Here is a 20932-nt window from a genome sequence, read left to right as displayed (position 1 = left end):
TGATACAAAAAAAGTCTCAATGATTGAGACTTTTTTTGTATGCTATTTGCTCATCACTGTTAATATCAAGGTACAAATACCTAGCATAGTCAATCCAAATCGTAATAATTCATTTTTTTGTAGACTCATACTTTTCATTAACTCTTTAACTCCCATTAGTACTAAGAGAACAATAACAATGTAAAGTATATAGTATGTCCGCATTCCCGAAGCCCAGACTGTAGGAGAAAATCCCATAATTACTCTTGAACAAAATCCCATTATCATCAAAATAACTAATAAAATAGCAGTTTTTTTATTGTCAAAACTTAAATAAATACCAACAATCAAACAAATCAATAACCCTAAAACTACTAAAGTAGCGATCCAAGTACCAGGATAAAAAAGTGACAATTTTGTTCCTAACCCTGTAAAGAGATTATTCAAATTACTACTACTCCAAATCATCGCTCGTTTATTTCCACTAACGTAAGTAAAACTTTGTCCCATTGTATTGCCAAAATAAATAATCAAATTTAAGAACAACGGCAACGCAGTCAATATACGTACATAGTAGTTTTGATGTTTTCTATATACTAGAATAAAAACTAGGGAAAATAACAATAAAAACAAAATATTCATGTCTAAAAAAAATGGCTTTCCAAATGATGAAATACCTAAATCTAGCTTATTAAGAAAATTGAAATTTTTATACTCAGGAAACCACCTATTAATTTCATGCACAGCACGTAATGCATTCCCTGGAGTTGTTAAAGAGAAAATTAATTCTGCTAAGCTTATTATTGAAAAGACTGATAGCTTATAACTATATCGACCATTAACAATTAAATATAGACTAACTATACTAGTTAGAACAAAAAAACAGGCATTCACTTGTTCTTGATTAGTTGAAAATATTAATAAAGGAATACTTAACCAATATATTTTTCTAGTTATTTCTTCTCCTCTTAAAACTTGGAAAAACGGATAAAAAGCTAGTAAACTAAACGCAACTGGCCACTGATAGTTTAAGGTGGTTGCTCGCCAACCAGTTTCCCCCATCACTGTCATCGGCACTAAACAGTATATAGAAAAAACCAATAACAAATTTTTAACATTTATTTTCTCAAAAACATACTTGCAGAGCAACACTACAGTTCCTACCATAACCATAGAATTTAATAATTTCCATAACGCAAAATGTTTAGAAAAAAACATTAAAAATAATTCCACAATAATTCTTGAACTCCATGTTTTATAATGTTCTATTGAAGCACCTAAATAACCAAGTTTATCCAGTCTACTCGCATAAACCATATCATCTGCTCTGATAGTCGGCATATACATATTAAAAAGTAAAAACACGCCCCAAATTCCTAATAACACCAAAAACAATTCTTTATTTTTTGTTATTTTTATACTATGTTTGTTCATTTTATACTCCTTTCTATATTTACCAATAGAGTATAACATAGCCTTAAGAGTTATTTAAATCTATCTTTTTAGTTATCTTTAACTAGTTGTAGGTATCTCTCGTGTGAGAAACTTGATTCGAGCATCAAGTAGATATTAGAAATATATATCTTACTCAAGATTCCTTCACATTTAGACTGATTGCACGTATGTAAAACGACGTTAAGTCCCTGCTCTTTCATCCATCAAAAATCAAAAGCTGACCTATCATTCCCTTGCTATCTATGATTTTTTTACGTTTTTACGTCTAGATGAGCAATGGCACAACGATTTTGATAACTGTTATAAATGCTTATCTTAGGAAGCGTAAAAAAGAGATGAGTTTTGATGAAACTATAATCTATGCTCACATATCTTTCGCCATATACATATATCTAAACTAACAGAAATAGGAACGCGTTGGACACAAGAAAAATAAAATTACTCAACAAATTCACTTGTACGTCCCCCAAGGGATGAGAGAAAAATTACAAAGTTACCTTGAACTTTTATAAAATCTTTGCCTTTTATACTAGAAGATATATAACAGTAAGACAAAAAAACCCCCTTGCCTAAGCAAGGGAGCTTTTTGGTCGAATAACAATAAATTAACGACGGATTTCTTTGATACGAGCAGCTTTTCCGTGTAATGCACGTAAGTAGTACAATTTTGCACGACGTACTTTACCGTAACGAACTACTTCAATTTGAGCAACACGTGGTGTGTGTACTGGGAATGTACGTTCAACGCCCACTCCGTTAGAAATTTTACGAACTGTGTAAGTTTCGCTGATTCCAGCACCACGGCGTTTGATTACAACACCTTCAAATAACTGGATACGTTCACGTGTACCTTCGACAACTTTCGCGTGAACACGTACAGTGTCACCAGGGCGGAAAGCTGGGATGTCAGAACGTAGTTGTTCTTTTGTTAATTCTTCGATTAATGGATTCATGTTTTCTTCTCCTTATTCCAAACATTCTTATGAGTAAACTCACAGCGGAACATCGTAATAGTTAAGTGCTTTGCACTCACCACAAAATAGTAACATACTACCAATTGAGTGTAAAGTAAATTTTCATGACAAACACATTTTTTCTATTCTGTTTCTTCTTGCTTGATTTCAGCTAAAAACTTCTCCATTTGTGGTGTCAGTTCTAAGTCAGCTAGTAAATCAGGACGTCGTTGAACTGTTCGACGTAGAGATTCCTTTAATTGCCACTCCTCAATCAACTTGTGATTACCATTTGTTAATACATCAGGGACTTTCATTCCCTTGAACTCAGCAGGTCTTGTGTATTGTGGATGTTCAAGCAATCCGGTAGAATATGAATCCGTTTGGGCAGAGGTTTGATTTCCTAATACATCAGGAAGTAAGCGAACAGTCGCATCAATCATAACCATCGCTCCAAGTTCTCCTCCAGTCAACACATAGTCACCCAACGAAACTTCATCTGTTACCAATGTTCGAATTCGTTCATCATAACCTTCATAATGACCACAAATAAAAACTAAATGTTCTTCTTGCGAAAATTCTTCTGCCATCGCTTGATTAAACTGTTTCCCAGCTGGATCTAACAAGATCACACGTTTCTTGACAGTTGGGTCTGCTTCATCGATTGCTTTCAAATTGTCATAGATTGGTTGAACTTTCAGTAACATACCAGCTCCACCACCATAAGGATAGTCGTCTACTGTTTGGTGTTTGTTATCAGAATACTCACGAAAATTAGATACACTGATATCTAGCAATCCTTTAGCAACAGCCTTTCCAATAATTGATTCACCCATAGGACCTTCAAACATTTTAGGAAATAGGGTCAATACATCAATCTTCATCATCAATCAACCCTTCTGGAATTTCCACATGGACTACGCCATTAGCTACATCTACTTCTTTTACAACTGATGCAATATAAGGAAGCAACAAATCTTTTTTCTTTTCACGTTGAACGACCCAAACATCATTTGCTCCTGGAGAAAGGATTTCTTTCACTTTTCCAAGTTTTTCGCCAGCTTCATCCAAGACCACTAAACCGATGATTTCATGATAGTAAAATTCATTTTCTTCTAACTCTGAAATTTCTTCTTTTGACACCCTTAAAATGCCGTCACGATATTTTTCGACATCATTGATTGACGGATGTCCTTCAAAACTTAATAAATCAAAATTTTTATGTTTACGATGACTTTTGATAGTCAATTCAACAGGTGCTTTTCCATCTTGGAATAAAGTGAGTTGCGCTCCTTTTTGGTAACGCTCCTCAGGAAAATCAGTCGTTGAAATGACACGAACTTCTCCTTTTAACCCTTGAGTATTGACAATTTTTCCAACATTTAGATATTCAGTCACAATTTTTCCTCATTTCTTTTTTCTCTGCTTCATTTTAGCATGGGTGTTTGGGCAATTCTAGTTTTGTTTTTTAAAATGAATTCTTTTTTACTTTTATACAAAAAAGCATGACGCAAAAAAAAAAAAAAACTGTTTCGAAAAAATTCGAAACAGTTTTTGATTTATTCCTTATCATCGACGATATTTAAACGAACCTTTTTAGGTGCGTTGATTCGTACCCCGTAAACGATTGTCCGGATTGCTTTCGCAACTCGTCCTTGTTTTCCAATGATACGACCAATATCTTCTGGTGCTACAGTTAGATTGTATTCATAAAAATCTTTCGATTCAACGACCTCTAACCGAACTTGATCAGGATGAGTGACTAACGGACGAACGATTGTTAAGACTAGCTCACTTAAATCTTTCATATCCGCTCACCTTATTTCTTTGAAAATTTAGCTTCGTGGTGTTTTTGCATAACGCCTTCTTTTGAAAGGATGTTACGAACTGTATCTGAAGGTTGCGCACCTTTTGATAACCAGTTAAGAACTAAGTCTTCTTTTAAAACTACTTCTGCAGGGTCTTTCAAAGGATTGTAAGTACCTACAGTTTCGATGAAACGTCCGTCACGAGGAGAACGTGAATCAGCTACTACAATACGGTAAAAAGGACTCTTTTTAGAACCCATACGTTTTAAACGAATTTTAACTGCCATTATTTATTTCCACCTCCATTGATTTATTCACAAGATGTAGTGTAACAGTTTTTTTTTACCCTGTAAAGCTTTTTTTCTTTACAGGTTTATAAATTCCTTTTTTTCAGTGATTACAGGCATTTTTGACGATAATTTTATTGGGCTTTTAACTAGTAAGTGCTTTTATTTGCTCGTTTTACTTATTTTTTGTAAGATAGTTATGAAAGATAATTATTAGGAGGTTCTATTTATGACAAAAAAAATTGGCTTTTTTATTGGTAGTTTAAGAAAAGATTCTTATAACAAAAAGGTTGCTGAAGCTTTCGCAAGCTTACTACCTGATGGCTATGAAAGTGTCTTCGTTAAAATTGATGATCTTCCTTTCTACAATGAAGATCTTGAAACACCAGAAAATGCACCTGAAGCTTGGACTCGTTTCCGTAATGAAGTAAAAGATCTAGATGGCGTTATTTTCGTTTCACCTGAATACAATCGTTCAATCCCAGCAGCTTTGAAAAACGCGCTAGACGTTGGTTCTCGTCCTTACGGTCAAAGCGTTTGGGATTCAAAACCTGGTTTAGTTGTTACAGCTTCTCCTGGTGGAATCGGCGGTTTTGGTGCTAACCATATTATCCGTCAATCGCTAGTCTTCTTAAATGTACCAACACTTCAACAACCAGAAGCTTATATTGGTAATATCGTTAACTTAGTTGGTGAAGATGGAAAAATCATTGATGGTACAATGAAATTCTTTGAAACAATTATGAATGCGTATATTGACTTCTTGGAAAAATTGACGAAGTAAACAAAGGTTGGGAAAGAAGTTTACAACTCCAATAAATAAGAATAAATTTTCAGAAATTGATTTTCAAATTTTTGCGAAATCTTGACTTATTTTGAAGTGAATGTAAGCTATCTTAAGAAGTTGCTTGGAAAACATCGTGAATAAGATTGCGGCTCAAAGCGATCAACAAAAAAAGTTGTTTGCCAAATAAAAATTTGGCAAACAACTTTTTTATTTTTTTCGATAATGTAATTCAATAAATTGACCAAACTCCTGCGAATCAATATACTCTAATCTTTCTTGATACTCACCAGGTTCAAACAAACGAATTCCCTCACCGAGTAAAACTGGCGTGATTTGGATCCACCACTCATCAATCAACTGACTTTCTAGCAAAGGTTTAAGTAGCGCCCCGCCACCAACAATCCAAATATCTGAACCTGATTCTTGTCGAATTTTTTCTATAAACGAAGCTGGATCCTCATTGATTACTGTTGCATCTGGTAGAACCAATGATTGATTTCTTGAAAATACATAATTTTTCTTTTCTGGATATAACAGTTCTGCATCTAAAGATTTCTTAGCTTCTTCGTAGGTTTTTCGCCCCATGATTGTTGTATCAATTGTTTGATAAAATGATTCATAAGTTGTTTTCTCACCTGTTGGCGTATCAAATAACCACTGTAAACCATCTTCTTTTGTTGCCAGATAGCCATCCAAACTAATTGCACCATAAAAGACGATTTTTCGCATGTGTTCCTCTCCTTCACGTTAGATTTTATCTATTAATTGACTAGTTTTCTTGAATGGTTGATTGCTTTACTTCTAGATGTCTAAAACAATCAGTGACATGATCGTTAATGATGCCGACTGCTTCTAAAAAAGCGTAAATCGTGGTACTCCCAATAAATTTAAAGCCGCGTTTCTTCAATTCTTTCGTGATTTTGTCAGATAGTTCACTCGTTGTCGGAATTTCTTCTTGTGTTTGATACATATGATTTACTACCTTATCATCAGAAAACCCCCATAAAAAAGTAGCAAAACTTCCAAATTCTTGTTGGATCTTTTGAACAGCCTTTGCATTATGAATAGCAGCTTCAACTTTTCTTCGATTACGAATAATTCCTTTATCTTGAAGCAAAGATTCTATTTTATTTTCGTCATATGCTGCCACTTTTTCTAAAGAAAAATTGTCATACGCATGATCAAAGGCTTCTATTTTATTTAAAATCGTTTGCCAACTTAATCCTGCTTGATTGATGTCTAGCATTAATTTGCGATAAAGTCTTTGATCATCATATTCTGGAACACCCCAAATTGTATCATGATATTGTTGCATTGATGCTGTGCTTTCTGCCCAAGGACATCGTTTCATTTTCCTTGCCTCCATGTTTATTTGTGAACAAAAAAGCTATGACAACATCTCAATCAATCGTTTGTCATAGCTCAAATCCATTCCATTCAGCAATCGCTTATTTACGTTTTTTCTTTTTCTTCTTGTTTTTCTTAACCATGCGATTCATCGCCATTTTTCCAAGTTTTCCTTTGACGCCTGTTCCAAACATTTGGTCCATTCCTGGAATATTCATGTCACCTTTCGACATCTGTTGCATCATCTTACGAGATTCTTTGAATTGTTTGATCATGCGGTTTACTTCTACCACACTGTTTCCTGAACCAGCAGCAATCCGACGACGACGGCTAGGGTTCAACAAATCAGGGTTTTCTCGTTCAGCAGGTGTCATCGAGTACACCATTGCTTTTTTCCGTTCCACATCTTTTGGATCAACTTTTACATTTTCAATACCGGGTACTTGATTCATTCCTGGAATCATTTTAATTAGATCTTCTAATGGACCCATTCCCATTACTTGATCCAGTTGTTCAATAAAATCATTGAAGTCAAAAGAATTTTCCCGCATTTTTTGGGCAAGTTCTTCCGCTTTTTTCTCGTCATAATCTTGTTGCGCTTTTTCAATCAGGGTCAACATGTCACCCATACCCAAGATTCGACTAGCCATACGATCTGGATGGAAGACTTCCAGATCTGTTAATTTTTCACCTGACCCGATAAATTTGATTGGCGCACCGGTTACTGAACGAATAGATAACGCTGCCCCACCTCTAGTATCTCCATCAAGTTTTGTAATGACAACCCCAGTAATGCCTAATTGCTGATTGAAGCTGTCCGCTACATTGACCGCATCTTGTCCCGTCATCGCATCAACAACCAAGAGAATTTCATTTGGTTGTGCAATTTCTTTGATTTGCTTCAACTCATCCATCAATAGTTCATCAATGTGTAAACGACCAGCCGTATCGATCAAGACATAGTCATTTTTCTTTTCTCTAGCAACTTCCATCCCTTGACGAACGATTTCCACTGGACTGACATCTGTTCCCATATCAAAGACAGGCACATCTAATTGTTGGCCCAAGACTTTCAATTGGTCAATCGCTGCAGGTCGGTACACGTCTCCTGCAATCATCAATGGTCGTGCTTTTTCATTTTTCTTCAAAAAGTTTGCTAGTTTCCCAGCAAATGTTGTTTTCCCAGCCCCTTGTAACCCGACCATCATAATCACAGTTGGGATTTTTGGTGACTTGATCAATTCTGCTGTTTCGGAACCCAAGGTGATCGTTAGTTCCTCATCAACGATTTTGACGATTTGTTGTGCAGGTGACAAGCTTTCAAGAACTTCTACTCCTACTGCGCGTTCTCGCACACGTTTTGTAAAGTCCTTGACTACTTGTAAATTGACATCGGCTTCCAGTAATGCTAAGCGGATTTCTCGCATCATTTCTTTGACGTCAGCCTCTGATACTTTCCCTTTTTTTCTTAATTTTCCCATCGCCTGTTGCAGACGTTCTGTTAAGCTTTCAAATGCCATTTTCTTCATTCCTTTAATTAGTTTCTAGTTTGTTACTCTTCGATGTCTTGAATTTGTTGAATAAAACCGATCAGTGCATCGTCTTTTGGATAGTGCTCGGTGACATAAGTCATCAGTTTTTCTAAGGTTTGTTCACGCACGATGTAGTTTGAAAAAAGATGCAGTTTTTTCTCGTAGTCTTCTAAAATTTTTCCAGTTCTCTTAATGTTATCATAAACTGCTTGTCGACTGACTTGATATTCTTCTGCAATTTCTCCAAGTGAAAAATCATCCGCATAATACAATTCCATATAATTCATTTGTTTTTCAGTTAATAAGGTCGAGTAAAATTCAAAAAGTGCGTTCATTCGATTTGTTTTTTCAATTTCCATTCAACTCACCTCATTTATCTTTGTGATTTCTTGCTGTTGTACTAACCAATCCTCATCAGATAGAACGCTCATCTTCTGTTTTAAAAAATAAGCAGTTGCAACGCCTACACCTTCTGTCAATGTACCAGAAAATGTACCATCGTAAATTTGACTACTACCACATGAAGGGCTTTTTGCCTTCAAAATGAGTTGGTCAATTTGTTGTTCTTTTAATTTTTGCCAAGCAAGAATTGCACCTGCCTGATATTCCTTTGTCACATCGACCCCTTTGGAAGTCACGACCCTTGCCTTTTCATTCCAAACATCAAATCCATCTCCGCCGACAATTTCTGCTGGATCTCTGGGAATCGGTAAGCCACCCAAAACTTCTGGACAAACCATGATGGCTTCATGGTTTTCAACCATTGCGACAAGTTGCAAAACAGCTTTTGGCTGACCGTCATAACGACATAATACACCGCCTAAGCAAGCACTGATACCAATCATTTGAATCGCTTCCTTTCCTTCCAACAAAGTGCCTAGTTATTATACCATTTATTGAGTTGGTTACATAGCCCCTACCCTTGATTCTATGCTAAAATAGTAAAGCATGAATATGTTTTAAAGGAGCGCTTATGAAAAAAATCTTAGTTGTTGATGATGAACCTTCCATCGTCACTTTATTAACCTTTAACTTAGAAAAAGAAGGCTATCAAGTTACTAGTGCAACGGATGGACGGGAGGGATTAGAACTTGCTTTAGATCAAGCCTTTGATTTTATTATTTTAGATGTCATGCTTCCTTCAATGGATGGCATGGAAATTACGCAAAAACTTCGTCAAGAAAAAAACGATACACCTATTTTGATGCTCACTGCCAAGGACGATCAGATTGATCGTATTTTAGGTTTAGAGATTGGTGCCGATGATTACTTAGTTAAACCATTTAGCCCACGCGAAGTATTAGCTCGAATGAAAGCTATTTTTCGACGAATGGAACCTCGAAATATCCCCGTTGAAGAAGAAGAACCAGAATATTTAACAGCGGGTCAAATCATTGCGAACTTAACAAATTTTCAAGTCACAGTTGATGGTCGTCTGATTGAATTGACCCCCAAAGAATTTGAATTGTTAGTTTACTTTATGAAGCGAAAAGATCGCGTCATTGATCGAGACACTTTACTCGAGCGTATCTGGAATTTTGATTTTGCTGGTCAAAGTCGAATCGTTGATGTTCATGTCAGTCACCTGAGAGAAAAAATCGAACGTGATCCAAAACACCCCAAATATTTAGTAACGGTTCGCGGATTTGGCTATAAATTTCAGGAGCCTCGACTATGAAAAATTGGAAAACTTTCTCAAGACGTCTCCTATTCTTGGTCTTTTTTCTAACAGTTTTTCTTGGTAGCTGGCAACTTATCTCAAATTATTTTCAACAACAAATTATTGAACAACAAGAAGAATACTTGACAAAAAAAGCACAATTATTGACGCGACAGCTTACTTGGTCGAACCCTGATTCAGTGGAAAACAAGGAAATTTTGACAGAATTCGTTCATCAATCTTCTGAACGAATCACGTTATTGGATGCTGTTGGCAATGTTTTGTATGATACCAGTGATGATGACCTAACAGGCAGTCGTAGTACACGTCCCGAAATCAAAGCTGTTCTTGATGGTGGTCGATTGGGGAGTTCCTTGCGTCAAAGTGAGACTGTAAATGAACAACTTCTCTATGTCGCTTTACCCATTAAAGAAAACGGTCAACTAAAAGCTATTATCCGAATTGCCGAACCAACTAGTGGTTTTTTACCACGCACAGAAAATTTTCGTCGTTGGGTATTTTTATTCTTTCTACTTTTCTTTGGTATTCTTTCAGGAATGATCGCTTACTTTGCTCATCAGCGAAACGAACCTTTGCATACCGTGTTACCTGTGTTGAAAAAAATGGTCAATGACCCTGAGGAAACCGAAGTCATTATGCAAACCTCAGATCAATGGGAAGAGCTTTATCAGACGATTAATGCATTAAGTGAACAAATGAGTCATATGTATCGTGCTTATGCAACGACTGAAGAACAGTTATATACATTGCTGAATGAATTGATGATTGGTGTCTTTTTGATTGATTCAGAGTCACATTTACGTTTACTGAATCCTAAAATGCAGATGCATCTTGGGGTTACATCTTATCTGACTTCGCAACCTTACGCTGAGGTAATTCAAGAACCTCAACTAATCCATTTAATTCATCAGGTTTCTACTGCTAATCCATTAGTTCAGCAAGAAATCAAATTAAGTGAAGGCAACCAAACGCTAGACATCAGTTTACGTTACTTTAGCAATGCAGACGGAACTGGACAAATTCTAGGCGTAGCTTATGATTTAACGAAAGTTCGGCGGCTCGAAAAAGTCCAGAAAGATTTTGTTGGAAATGTTTCTCATGAATTAAAAACCCCTGTTACTTCATTGATGGGCTTCACAGAAACACTTCTTGATGGTGCTAAAGATGACCCAGAAACATTGACTACTTTTTTAGAAATCATGCAAAAAGATGCACATCGTTTAGATCAATTGATTCGCGAAATCATCCAATTATCTAAAGATGGTGAAAACTTATATGAATCACAAACGATTTATCTGGAATCTTATTTTGAACAAATTATTCAAAGCTACCAACCATTTATCAAACAGAAAAAATTAAGTGTTAAACTTTTGGGAAATAATGGTTCATTCACTGTTCAGTCAGAAATTTTATATCCAATCATCAAAAATTTGATTGAAAATGCCATTCAATACTCAAAAGAAGGCGGTCAAATCATTATTCGTTATCGTGTAGATGAACATTTGTGGTTTTCTGTCCAAGACTTTGGAATCGGCATCGACCAAGAAGATCAAGAACGGATTTTTGAACGTTTTTATCGCGTTGATAAAGCACGTAGCCGACATTCTGGGGGTACAGGTTTAGGTCTGGCAATCGTCAAAGACTATGTTAATCTGTTAAACGGCAAGATTACTGTGGAAAGTCATCCCGGTGTTGGTTCCACTTTTGAAGTGACTTTATGAAATGTCACACGAAAATCGAAAAACAGCGACGAAAATCGAATCGATTTTCGTCGCTGTTTTTTCCCGTTTTTATTTGATTTCGCCATTGACATCACGTTCAACCTTCATTGATGTGATTGGTAAATAGCCTAGATCTTTGACCGGTCCCTCTTGAACATCTTCACTTGTCATATAATCCAAGAATTTTTGAACAGCTGCATCTGGTTTTCCTTTTGTATACATATGTTCATATGCCCAGATTTTCCAGCTATTGTCTGCCACATTTTTTTCCTCTGGTTTCACATCATCCACGCTCAAAGCCTGAGTTGTTTCATCCAAGTAAGAAAAAGCAAGATAGCTGATTGCTCCTGGTGTTTGAGCAACGATTTGGCGAACCGTTCCTGATGAATCTTGCTCTTGTGATTGCACAGGTGTTTCATCATTCAACCCCCATTTTTCAAAAGTAGCACGCGTTCCACTACCATTTGCGCGGTTGATTACTGTTACCTTTTGATCTTTGCCACCAAGTTCTTTCCAGTTTGTGATTTTCCCTGTGAATAAATCAATCAATTCCTGTTGAGAAACATTTGTAACACCAGTCTCTTTATTGACAATTGGTGCCATTCCGACCACAGCTACCTTATGATCAACCAATTTTTTCGCATCGATTCCATCTTTTTCTTCTGCAAAAACGTCTGAGTTGCCGATTGTCACGGCACCATCTGACACTTGACTTAACCCTGTACCACTTCCGCCACCTTGAACAGAAATTTGATAATTTGAATTTTCTTGCGTAAAGCTATCTTGTGCAGCATCAACCAATGGCTGCAATGCAGTTGAACCAACTGCTACGATTTTTACTTGATCTGAACTTGCTTTGTCTGCTTGCGAAGTTGAGTCAGTGCTTGCACCTGACGAACCACAACCTGCTAATAAGAAACCAATGATGCCTAAAGAATACCATAATTTTTTCATTCAAATACTCCTCTCTTAGTTACAAATAAAGTGTAACAAGCCACTGTAAAGCTCAGATATGAATGTTGTAAACAATTCATGAACTTCTGTAAATTTCCTGTAAAGACAAAAATATTGTTCAACCTAAACAAAATATTTTTGTCATTTTACAAACAATTACATAAAGTGTTGGCATAAAAACAAGCGAGGAAGTTTTTTATGTGGAAACTGAATTATTTTATGAACAGCAAGATGATCTCAAGGGCTGGACAATTGAACAAGAGACTTATCATTCCCTTTATTGTGACGTAACTTTTCAATTTGAAAAATTTATCCAGATCCAAATCAAAAGAAAAAGAGCGCCAAGCCAGACAACTGACTGCACTCATGACACTTTTATTCAAACTTTTCCATGTAAAGAAAAGAGAGAAATCATTCTTTTAAATTACTTAGCGCAAAAAGTTGATCCAAAAAAAATTATTCTGAACGTGCAATCAATGATATATTGAAACAACACATTGAAGATTTTGTTTCGACTTGCCGTTACTTGAATATGGTTTTATGCAACGAACAAAAGATGGAAAAACCTATTGGCTAAATCCATAATAGCTATTCTTCCACAATGCGAAAAGAGATGTAAGCAACTGTAGAAAATCCCAAAGTCAGACGTTTTGGGTTCTCTACAAAGCTCACACCTCTTTTTAATTATCTTCTCAGCTTAATTTATACAGTTATTTGCTCAAAAAAATCTGATTTTCAGTATTTTTGATCCTCAAACTATTTTTATCGATCTCTTCTTCTCAATTCAACAAAAAAATACGTGATTACTGACAGAATAAAAGACGCAGCTGCTAAATAAAATACTGGACGAATTGTCAAAAAATACATAGCGGAATAGTCGGATAAATCTTTCAATCCACTTTGACTAAGTCCCGTTGGTCCAATGATCATGCGTGGCAACAATGCAAATGTTGATGTGAAAATCAACATGCAAGAAAAATAAATCAGTTTCCAATTATAATTATTGATTAATGACCTTGGTATCAATAAACTGACGCTCACTACCAAGTAAAAAATCGTCAATGTTGGAAAATTGCGTGCAACCAAAAGTCCGCTTCCTTGAATCAACCCTAATACTTCGGCTCCTTGAACGATTGCGTTCACCCAAGTAAACGGAAGTAAAAGAAGGGGAAAAAACCAAAAAAATAAATAACTATGTCTGCCCATGATTTTCTGTTTCATTTACTTCCTCCCCAAAATAAAAAATTCTTGCCTCTCACTATACAATGTTCTCTCTAAAAAAATTAGGGGGAAAATCTTTTTTTTTAGAGATAAGGGAATGAGAGTTTATTCATTTAACCTACAAATTATGTGATTACGTTTGCTTAATGTTTTTTTTCTTTTTAAAATATAACTATAATAAAGGTTTTTAAACAAGTATAAGGAGGTTTTAAGTTATGTTAACAAAATACCTATCAAAATTTTTTTTGCTGCTGCTCTTGATTCCATACTTGTATCTCGGGTTATTGCTTGATTTCCATTATCACTCGGTTTTTGGCTTTATTTTTCTGATTTTTCTTGCTATCCTTGGTGGATTTCTGATGAGGATCAAAGGACAAATTCGACTGCTCCTTGTTGGTAATATCATTTCCACTATTGTTTCTTACATATACGCCTTAAAATTTCCTGACTGGCAACTATTCTATCAACCTTTCAAACCGACTCAACTTGTACTTGTTTTCGCGCTCCTTTATTTAGTTCCCCAAGCATTTGGCGCTTTTTGGGCAACCTTTTTTACATATTCCAAACAAAGTTATGATCAGAAAATCTCACTTCCAGCAATTAGAAAAAATTCGCAAAAATAGACCTTACTATTGATAAAAGGAAAAAAGAAGGAAGCTGCAGCTTCCTTCTTTTTTCCTTTTATCCTTCATGAATATAAATTTTCTTGATTAGCAATTTATCAAAAACAGGAGAACTTGCTTCTTGTTCACCAATAATTTCAGCAATAACTAATTTTTCATGTTGCCTTTTTCGTAATTGATAACTGATTTTACCTGTTTCGTTTAGTTCATCCAGCATGGCAACGACACCGCCAAACCCTGTTTTTTTCGTAATAAATCCAAGTGAAACCATTCGTTCATCTAAATTTTTTGCTAGAATCGGCATTCCTGTAATAAGCACCTTTTGAAGGGTTTCCACCAACTCTTCCATTCCAGCTACAGTGGATGTTACTGGTGGTTCATTCGTTTCGATAGTTGGTTCAAATGTTGGTTTTACTTCGGCAATCACTTCTGGCATTTGCTGTTTGATTCCTGTTTTTTGTCCGCGTAGGTCATCTAATTCTTGAACTAATGCTTCATACTGTTCTTGAGTCAGCATAACACCTGCCACTTTTTCTCTGTTAAAAATATATACGCCAGTCCCGGCTTCTCTTGCTTGAGCAAATACATCCATGGGAGATCGTTTGACTTCTGTAATTGAAGATGTTGGGACCTCTAATTTCTTTAATTCCAACGAAGTTCCCTCCTTTTTTATCAAAGTTATTATAGCATAGCGCAATAAATTTTGGTTTTATTCATCACAGATTCTGTCATTTTAAGGAAATCCATTCGTCAACATCCTTTAACAGTTGTTCTACGCCAAAAGAAGAGTGATAAAAATAAGTTTTCTGATTTTTAGAATAAGTTAACGGTGAAAAATGATCGGTAATAATCAAATCTGCATAATGTGGTGGTTTACTTCTCGTACACACATGAATGGATGTCCGTTTACGATGACGAAGTGCTGTATCCAAAATTCTGGCTAGCCTTCTGGCTTCTTCATGATCAAAACGAAAAAGAAAAACAATTTTTACAGATGGCGGATGCACTTCTAAAAAACCTCGTTCTTGCAATGTTTTCAACAAATTTAGACCCCAACTAACAGATGGATGCGTCAAGGCTTGTTGAATTGCTAAGCGGAATTGATGAAGTTTTTCTTTTGCATTGGGAAATGTATTCAAGGTTTGTTGATATTCAAATACTTCTTCATCTGACAAACGTTCTTGGATCCCAATCGAGTAGCGCAACCATTCTTGATAAAGAACTTGCGTGATCCTTTGCTTATTGAAAGTCTCAAAATCACTATTTAACCAAAAGAACGAATCCAATTTTTCTGTAACAATTGTCAATTTTCGATAATCTTTCGTTTGCTCTAATCGTTCCCAACGCTTTTTGGTAATCACATTACAACTTAATCGCACAATGCATAGATAATTTTTTTCTTTCACAGATAGCTTCTGCTCTTCTCGAAAGAGCAATTCTGGAAACAATTCAAAAAACATTGTTTGATTGTCACCTAAGATTTCAACTGAAGATAGTCGATTTCTTTGCTTTAACAAGCGAATAAAAATTTCTGAAAATGATTCTTCACCATCATCCACAAAAAAATGAGGAAAATCTTTCAAAAAACTAAATAGCAAATAGCGGACTTTTCTTTCTGACCCAAAAATCTGTCCTTTTTTATAAGAAAAAGAAAGGTGATACTCTCCTAACCATTTTCGTAATCGTTCTTGTGTTGGCCGATCATAGATTTCTTGGTACTTTTCTTCTAAAATTAGATCTTTCAACAAGCGAAATGATGCAGAATGAATCAAGAAATCAAAGAGCAAATAGGGCTCGCTATAGCCTAAATTATAAATCAGGCGTACCGTTTTTTTCTGATAAATCAGTTGCACAGGAAAGTCAATCGTCTCTAAACGTTTTAAATGTCGTTCAATTGTTTTTACATCGACACTTAATTTTTCTGCCAGATCTGCCTTTTTCCAAGTCAGATCTTTCATTTGATTCATCAGCAAAAATAAATTTTGTGAATTTTTCGATAACAATTTTTGCCATTTCATATGTTTTAGTCCAGCCAAGCTACGATCCTCTACTTCTCTGTATGCTTTTTTTGCAGGAATGTCACAAATTTTTGTGGAAAATCATTTTTTGGCTAAAACGGTTGCCTCCTTTTTTGCACACATCAATGGATTATTGAGAAGAGAAACCTGTCGTAATAAACTACGCGAAAGACATCAACATTTTTTTATTTTCTATTTATTTCATTAAAAACTCATTTATTTTTTATTTTATATCGACAAAATGTACTATTTCAAGCAAAACTGCTTTGCTTGTAGGAACGTACGCCTTCCTTTACAATGAAAGAAACAAGATTATTATGAGAAGGTGATGTGAAAATGGATAAAAATAACGAAAATACCATTCGTGAGATAAAAGAAAAAGTCGATCATTTAATCGCTGAAGTTCAAAAAGTCATTGTGGGCAAGCAACCAATCATTGAATTGATGTTTGTTGCTCTGTTTTCCGGTGGACATATTTTATTTGAAGATGTTCCTGGTGTCGGTAAAACATTACTTGTGAAGTCCTTGGCCAAAACAATCCAAGGCGATTTTAGTCGTGTTCAGTTTACACCAGACCTTTTGCCAGGAGATATCTTGGGCTTTTCTTTTTATAATTCAAAAACAAAAGATTTTGAATTCCGTCCTGGTCCGATTTTTACTACTATTTTATTAGCAGATGAAATTAACCGAACAACACCGCGAACACAAGCGGCGTTACTCGAAGCCATGGCAGAAAAGCATATTACTATTGACGATCAAACGTATCCTTTAGATAATCATTTTTTCGTTTTAGCAACTCAAAACTCTATTGAATACGAAGGAACTTATCCGTTACCCGAGGCTCAATTAGATCGATTTTTATTCCGGCTGCACATTGGTTATCCTACTTTCGATGAAGAACTCTCTTTATTATTAGACACCCAAGAACAGTCTCTTGCCACATTAAAAGTCATTCTCACCAATGAGTCCCTCACTAGAATCAAACAAACTGTCTCAACAACCTATCTTGACCCTTCAGTCGCACGTTATGCGTTGGAATTAGTCACTGCTACACGTAATCATCCAGTAATCAAGTTAGGTATCAGTCCACGTGGCAGCTTAGCTTTTATTCAGTCGGCTAAAGCCTACGCAGTAATCAAGGGGCGCTCTTACGTTACCCCAAGCGATTTTCAAGTGCTATTGCCTTTTGTTTTCAAGCATCGACTATTATTTCATGATCGTTCGTTGACTGATAATGAAATTGATTTACTCTTAAAAGACCTAATAAAACAAATTTCAGTTCCGGTAACATAGCGATGAAAAAACATTGGAATTACCTCATAAATAGTTGCATTCTTTTGATCTATTTCTTGTTCTTGATTTTTACAATTTTATTTAATCAACTATTCGGCTGGTTTTTAGTTATTCTTTTTACCTTATATATCGCATTCAGTTGGCTTTCTTTAAGTAGACGACTATCAAAAATCGAGTTGGTTCTCATTGTTCCTGCACTCGTTTATCGGGATAATTCAATAACGATCAATCTTCTTATTGCCGAGTCACAAGCCTTAACACTTTTCGTACCACGTCTAACTTTACATTTTCCAGAAGAGTTCCTACCGAAAACGCAAACTTTTTTATTGGTTTCAAAAAAAGAACAACAACTATCGATTACTTGGACTCCCCGGAAAAGAGGTATGTTTGAAACACTTCCCGTCCAATTCATCGCTTATGATTATCTAGGCTTATTTCGAAAAAGTAAACTAAAAAAGATAACATTCAAAACTACTGTTTTGCCAAATAATATACTACCTGAAGCACGAATATTAACGCACTTTTTGACAAGCAGACAACAAAAAAACAACTTCTCATCTTCTCAAAATCTAGCTGGGATTCGAGAACATCGTCAAGGTGACTCATTAAAGCAAATTGATTGGAAACGTTCCGCTTACTATCAACAATGGCTCTCTCGTGAATATGAGCCAACTGTTCAACAAAGTAAATTGACCCTTTGTTTTTGGGGAACACCAACAAATTTTGAAAAAATGCTTGACTTATACTTTTCTTTTTTAAGTTTCTATGACCAGAAAATTTATCCAAATCAACTGATTTTTGCTGAACAGAAGTACAACGGTACACATCCTTCTCCTGCTTTTTTTGCTCAGCTACATGCTATGGAAGATTTTCTGCAACAACCAAGTATGGTTGAACATAGTACTAAAGAAATACTCCTTTTTGTTCCAGAACTCTCTCCAACAGTCCACGCACAAGTTTCTACTTGGAAACGAGAGGCCGTCAACGTTACCCTCATTTACTATGAAAATAATGAACTGTTTCTACAAGATGATAATGAACAAAAGTTTCCAATTAAAAAACTTAGTTAGGAGGTGTCCATGTTGAATCTTTCAACAAAAAAATGGTGGCGAAGCTTTTACGCCTTTTTTCTCTTAAGTGCAGGCGTTCCAACTTTTTTAACTGCGAACGATCTCACCACAAGTTTACCGCTGATTGCTACTATTGCTGTCTTCTGTCTGATTATCCGGATGATATCTTCTAAGATTATTCGAGTGATTTTAGCTTTTTTCACTAGTTTGGTTAACTTGTTTGTTTATTTTCCTCCAGCAACAGTCAGAAGTAATTGGTTTTTGGAATTGTTAAATCAATCTCAAACTGAATTTAACGAATTAGTTGCCAGTGAATTCCATTACTTTCCAGAATTACCAGCATTCATTCTCATGCTATGCCTCGTTTATTTACTAACTACTTTAACCATTGATTATGATTTATGGGGCCTGCCATTTTTAGTACTAGTGCTTTATTTCATGATGTTAAGTATCTTTCGTGAATTTGATCTGTTAACTGAGTGTATTTTTATTGTTATTATTCTATTCAGTTATCTTTTCATTCGTCAGTTATCATTACTTCAAAAAAAGCATAACAGATGGCCATTTATCTTCATTACTATGATTGTTTTGCTCTGTTTGTTATGCATTAGTGTGTGGATTCCCACACGATTGCCTGAAGTCACACAAACAATTGAAGCAAGGAGTGCTCCAGTCAGAGAATTTTTCAACAAACAAGGTTTATATGCTAGAATACGTGCATTCCAAGAAGCAGGACGTTCAAGAACCGGATTCAGCGAAAATGATGAGACCCTTGGTGGACCAGTTTACGATCAGACAGACGTCGTTTTTACCGCAGTTCAAGAATCTGGTCATTATTATAAAATACAGAATAAAGGAGTCTATACCGGTACTGGTTGGACAGAAAATAGTCGAAGTTCTTCCCAAATAAACGAGTTGCCACATCAATTAGTCAATTATCCAGATGCAATCGTTACTGAGCCCACTACCCTTCAACTGACAATAAATGAGCAGACTTTCCTTCCCTACTCTTATGGAAATTTTAGTCTTACGGCATTTCCATCCTTGCCAGATAGTACGTTATTTTTCTTATCAGATACTCAACGTTATGTTGTAGATAAATCGTCATCATTCACAGCGACTTTCACTGTTGCAAATCTTTCTTATACTTATGACATGTTAGTCAACAGTGTTTTAACTGACGTGGAACAAGCAGAATATCAAACAGACCTTCAGCTACCAGCAAACTTACCTAAACGAATAACTTCTCTTGCGAAAGAGATAACAAGTACAAAAACAACTTTACTCGATCAGGTTCTCGCAATCCAAGATTACTTAAAAAGTAGTGGAGAATTTCGTTATTCAAAAGTCGATACACCACACACGCCTGCAAATCACGACTATGTTGACCATTTTCTATTTGATTCTAAAATTGGTTATTGTGATAATTTTTCTTCAGCTATGGTTGTTTTACTACGTACACTTGGTATACCTGCACGCTGGACAAAGGGTTTTACTATGGGTTACCAAACAGGTAATCACAGTAATGAGCTAAAGGAATATAACATTTTAAGTAGTAATGCTCACTCTTGGCCAGAAGTTTATTTTCCTGGATTTGGCTGGTTACCCTTTGAACCCACGCCGGCATTTGCAAATCCTGCAACCGCACAAAGTAGACAAGAAATGATTCCTACAGCTATTCCAGAGAGTCAACCATCACAATCAATAGCCGAAACGACAACTGCTTCCTCAACATCTGAGACAGAAACAACATCATCAACAGAAGACAATACTATTTTTTCTGATACAACAATCACTCATAAGTCTTTATGGAAATCTGTTGTCCTTTCTTTGCTCATAGTTGTATTGGTTCCATTTCTCATTCCTTCTTTTCGCCAAAAAGTTCGTTGGCACCTTTTGTATTATCAAGTTGTTTTGTTTGCTTCAGATAATCAAAAAACCTATCAACAGTTGCTGATACAAGTAGAGAAGCTATTTCCAAGACAACGTGCAGAAAACTTATTGGATTATAGTTATCGCGTCGAAAAGGCGATTCCAATGCAGCAAAGCTTCATCAAATTAACCAAAAACTATGAAACAACTATTTATGGGCAAAATCAAGAGATACAGTTTGATAAAGAGACTTATCTGACTGTTATCAAAACAATCAGTAAATCACTTCGTTTCTTTTCTAAACGCAGTTAATTTTTCATATTGCTAAAAT

Annotated in this window: 22 protein-coding genes and 1 pseudogene; 8 read left to right on the top strand and 15 right to left on the bottom strand. The window is 35.6% G+C overall.

From position 1 onward, the window contains the following. Positions 1-42 precede the first annotated feature (42 nt). The 6 genes from AC4BC3_RS03795 to rpsP form a co-directional block, all read right to left on the bottom strand. On the bottom strand, positions 43-1413 hold the full coding sequence (locus tag AC4BC3_RS03795; protein WP_490466998.1) for a DUF6056 family protein: 1371 nt from the start codon (positions 1411-1413) through the stop codon (positions 43-45). Between the two features lie 626 nt (positions 1414-2039). Further along, the gene (gene rplS / locus AC4BC3_RS03790; RefSeq protein WP_206909841.1) at positions 2040-2387 is read right to left on the bottom strand and encodes a 50S ribosomal protein L19; all 348 of its coding nucleotides are present in this window, start codon (positions 2385-2387) and stop codon (positions 2040-2042) included. A 143-nt stretch (positions 2388-2530) separates the two neighbouring features. After that, complete coding sequence (trmD, locus tag AC4BC3_RS03785) at positions 2531-3271, bottom strand: tRNA (guanosine(37)-N1)-methyltransferase TrmD (RefSeq protein WP_206909860.1); 741 nt, start codon at positions 3269-3271, stop codon at positions 2531-2533. After that, positions 3261-3785, bottom strand: a complete 525-nt coding sequence (gene rimM / locus AC4BC3_RS03780; RefSeq protein ID WP_490466997.1) for a ribosome maturation factor RimM — start codon at positions 3783-3785, stop codon at positions 3261-3263. The genes trmD and rimM overlap by 11 nt, the downstream gene beginning before the upstream one ends. A 161-nt stretch (positions 3786-3946) precedes the next feature. After that, positions 3947-4195 carry a KH domain-containing protein gene (locus AC4BC3_RS03775; protein ID WP_067483991.1) on the bottom strand — a complete coding sequence of 83 codons (249 nt, stop codon included), beginning with the start codon at positions 4193-4195 and terminating at the stop codon, positions 3947-3949. A gap of 11 nt (positions 4196-4206) precedes the next feature. Next, entirely contained in the window at positions 4207-4482 is a 276-nt protein-coding gene (gene rpsP, locus AC4BC3_RS03770; RefSeq protein ID WP_005875628.1) for a 30S ribosomal protein S16, read from the bottom strand. A 229-nt stretch (positions 4483-4711) separates the two neighbouring features. On the opposite strand from rpsP, the gene AC4BC3_RS03765 reads away from it, so the two are divergent. Then, on the top strand, positions 4712-5266 hold the full coding sequence (locus tag AC4BC3_RS03765) for an NADPH-dependent FMN reductase (RefSeq protein ID WP_206898525.1): 555 nt from the start codon (positions 4712-4714) through the stop codon (positions 5264-5266). A gap of 210 nt (positions 5267-5476) precedes the next feature. Here AC4BC3_RS03765 and AC4BC3_RS03760 read toward each other — a convergent pair whose 3' ends face one another. The 5 genes from AC4BC3_RS03760 to AC4BC3_RS03740 all read right to left on the bottom strand — a co-directional run bounded on the left by AC4BC3_RS03760 (position 5477) and on the right by AC4BC3_RS03740 (position 8993). Continuing rightward, positions 5477-5998 carry a dihydrofolate reductase family protein gene (locus tag AC4BC3_RS03760; RefSeq protein WP_206909845.1) on the bottom strand — a complete coding sequence of 174 codons (522 nt, stop codon included), beginning with the start codon at positions 5996-5998 and terminating at the stop codon, positions 5477-5479. 40 nt (positions 5999-6038) lie between these two features. After that, a complete protein-coding gene (locus AC4BC3_RS03755; protein WP_490466996.1) occupies positions 6039-6620 on the bottom strand; it encodes a DNA-3-methyladenine glycosylase I in 582 nt (193 codons plus the stop codon). A 97-nt stretch (positions 6621-6717) separates the two neighbouring features. Beyond that, on the bottom strand, positions 6718-8136 hold the full coding sequence (gene ffh, locus AC4BC3_RS03750; RefSeq protein ID WP_206909850.1) for a signal recognition particle protein: 1419 nt from the start codon (positions 8134-8136) through the stop codon (positions 6718-6720). A 32-nt stretch (positions 8137-8168) separates the two neighbouring features. Further along, positions 8169-8507 (bottom strand): putative DNA-binding protein, encoded by a 339-nt coding sequence (locus AC4BC3_RS03745; protein ID WP_206909852.1) that lies wholly within the window; start codon positions 8505-8507, stop codon positions 8169-8171. After that, positions 8508-8993 carry a 2-thiouracil desulfurase family protein gene (locus AC4BC3_RS03740; RefSeq protein WP_490466995.1) on the bottom strand — a complete coding sequence of 162 codons (486 nt, stop codon included), beginning with the start codon at positions 8991-8993 and terminating at the stop codon, positions 8508-8510. A gap of 128 nt (positions 8994-9121) precedes the next feature. On the opposite strand from AC4BC3_RS03740, the gene AC4BC3_RS03735 reads away from it, so the two are divergent. Both AC4BC3_RS03735 and AC4BC3_RS03730 read left to right on the top strand, forming a co-directional pair. After that, entirely contained in the window at positions 9122-9826 is a 705-nt protein-coding gene (locus tag AC4BC3_RS03735; RefSeq protein WP_490466994.1) for a response regulator transcription factor, read from the top strand. Further along, positions 9823-11550, top strand: coding sequence for a sensor histidine kinase (locus tag AC4BC3_RS03730; RefSeq protein WP_206909858.1), 1728 nt, complete (start codon positions 9823-9825; stop codon positions 11548-11550). Before AC4BC3_RS03735 ends, AC4BC3_RS03730 begins: the two co-directional genes overlap by 4 nt. Before the next feature lie 69 nt (positions 11551-11619). On the opposite strand, the gene AC4BC3_RS03725 is transcribed toward AC4BC3_RS03730, so the two are convergent. Next, complete coding sequence (locus AC4BC3_RS03725; RefSeq protein WP_490466993.1) at positions 11620-12504, bottom strand: phosphate ABC transporter substrate-binding protein PstS family protein; 885 nt, start codon at positions 12502-12504, stop codon at positions 11620-11622. A 374-nt stretch (positions 12505-12878) separates the two neighbouring features. On the opposite strand from AC4BC3_RS03725, the pseudogene AC4BC3_RS03720 reads away from it, so the two are divergent. Beyond that, positions 12879-13089, top strand: a pseudogene (locus AC4BC3_RS03720) (DUF2087 domain-containing protein); the annotation flags it as partial. 177 nt (positions 13090-13266) lie between these two features. Here AC4BC3_RS03720 and AC4BC3_RS03715 read toward each other — a convergent pair. Next, positions 13267-13725 (bottom strand): hypothetical protein, encoded by a 459-nt coding sequence (locus AC4BC3_RS03715; protein ID WP_206907010.1) that lies wholly within the window; start codon positions 13723-13725, stop codon positions 13267-13269. Positions 13726-13940: 215 nt separating this feature from the next. On the opposite strand from AC4BC3_RS03715, the gene AC4BC3_RS03710 reads away from it, so the two are divergent. Further along, positions 13941-14348 carry a hypothetical protein gene (locus tag AC4BC3_RS03710; RefSeq protein ID WP_490466992.1) on the top strand — a complete coding sequence of 136 codons (408 nt, stop codon included), beginning with the start codon at positions 13941-13943 and terminating at the stop codon, positions 14346-14348. A 58-nt stretch (positions 14349-14406) separates the two neighbouring features. On the opposite strand, the gene AC4BC3_RS03705 is transcribed toward AC4BC3_RS03710, so the two are convergent. Next, entirely contained in the window at positions 14407-15000 is a 594-nt protein-coding gene (locus tag AC4BC3_RS03705) for a type II toxin-antitoxin system Phd/YefM family antitoxin (protein WP_490466991.1), read from the bottom strand. 76 nt (positions 15001-15076) lie between these two features. Beyond that, on the bottom strand, positions 15077-16366 hold the full coding sequence (locus AC4BC3_RS03700; protein WP_490467282.1) for a hypothetical protein: 1290 nt from the start codon (positions 16364-16366) through the stop codon (positions 15077-15079). 336 nt (positions 16367-16702) lie between these two features. On the opposite strand from AC4BC3_RS03700, the gene AC4BC3_RS03695 reads away from it, so the two are divergent. The 3 genes from AC4BC3_RS03695 to AC4BC3_RS03685 are packed head-to-tail and all read left to right on the top strand — an operon-like array spanning position 16703 to position 20913. After that, a complete protein-coding gene (locus AC4BC3_RS03695) occupies positions 16703-17659 on the top strand; it encodes an AAA family ATPase (RefSeq protein ID WP_490466990.1) in 957 nt (318 codons plus the stop codon). A gap of 2 nt (positions 17660-17661) precedes the next feature. Next, positions 17662-18729 (top strand): DUF58 domain-containing protein, encoded by a 1068-nt coding sequence (locus tag AC4BC3_RS03690; protein ID WP_490466989.1) that lies wholly within the window; start codon positions 17662-17664, stop codon positions 18727-18729. Positions 18730-18738: 9 nt separating this feature from the next. Next, positions 18739-20913, top strand: coding sequence for a transglutaminase-like domain-containing protein (locus tag AC4BC3_RS03685; RefSeq protein ID WP_490466988.1), 2175 nt, complete (start codon positions 18739-18741; stop codon positions 20911-20913). The last annotated feature ends 19 nt before the right edge of the window (positions 20914-20932 follow it).

Source organism: Enterococcus sp. AAFC-DPL-6103 (assembly GCF_058216595.1).
This window is presented reverse-complemented; position numbering and strand designations above follow the sequence as displayed.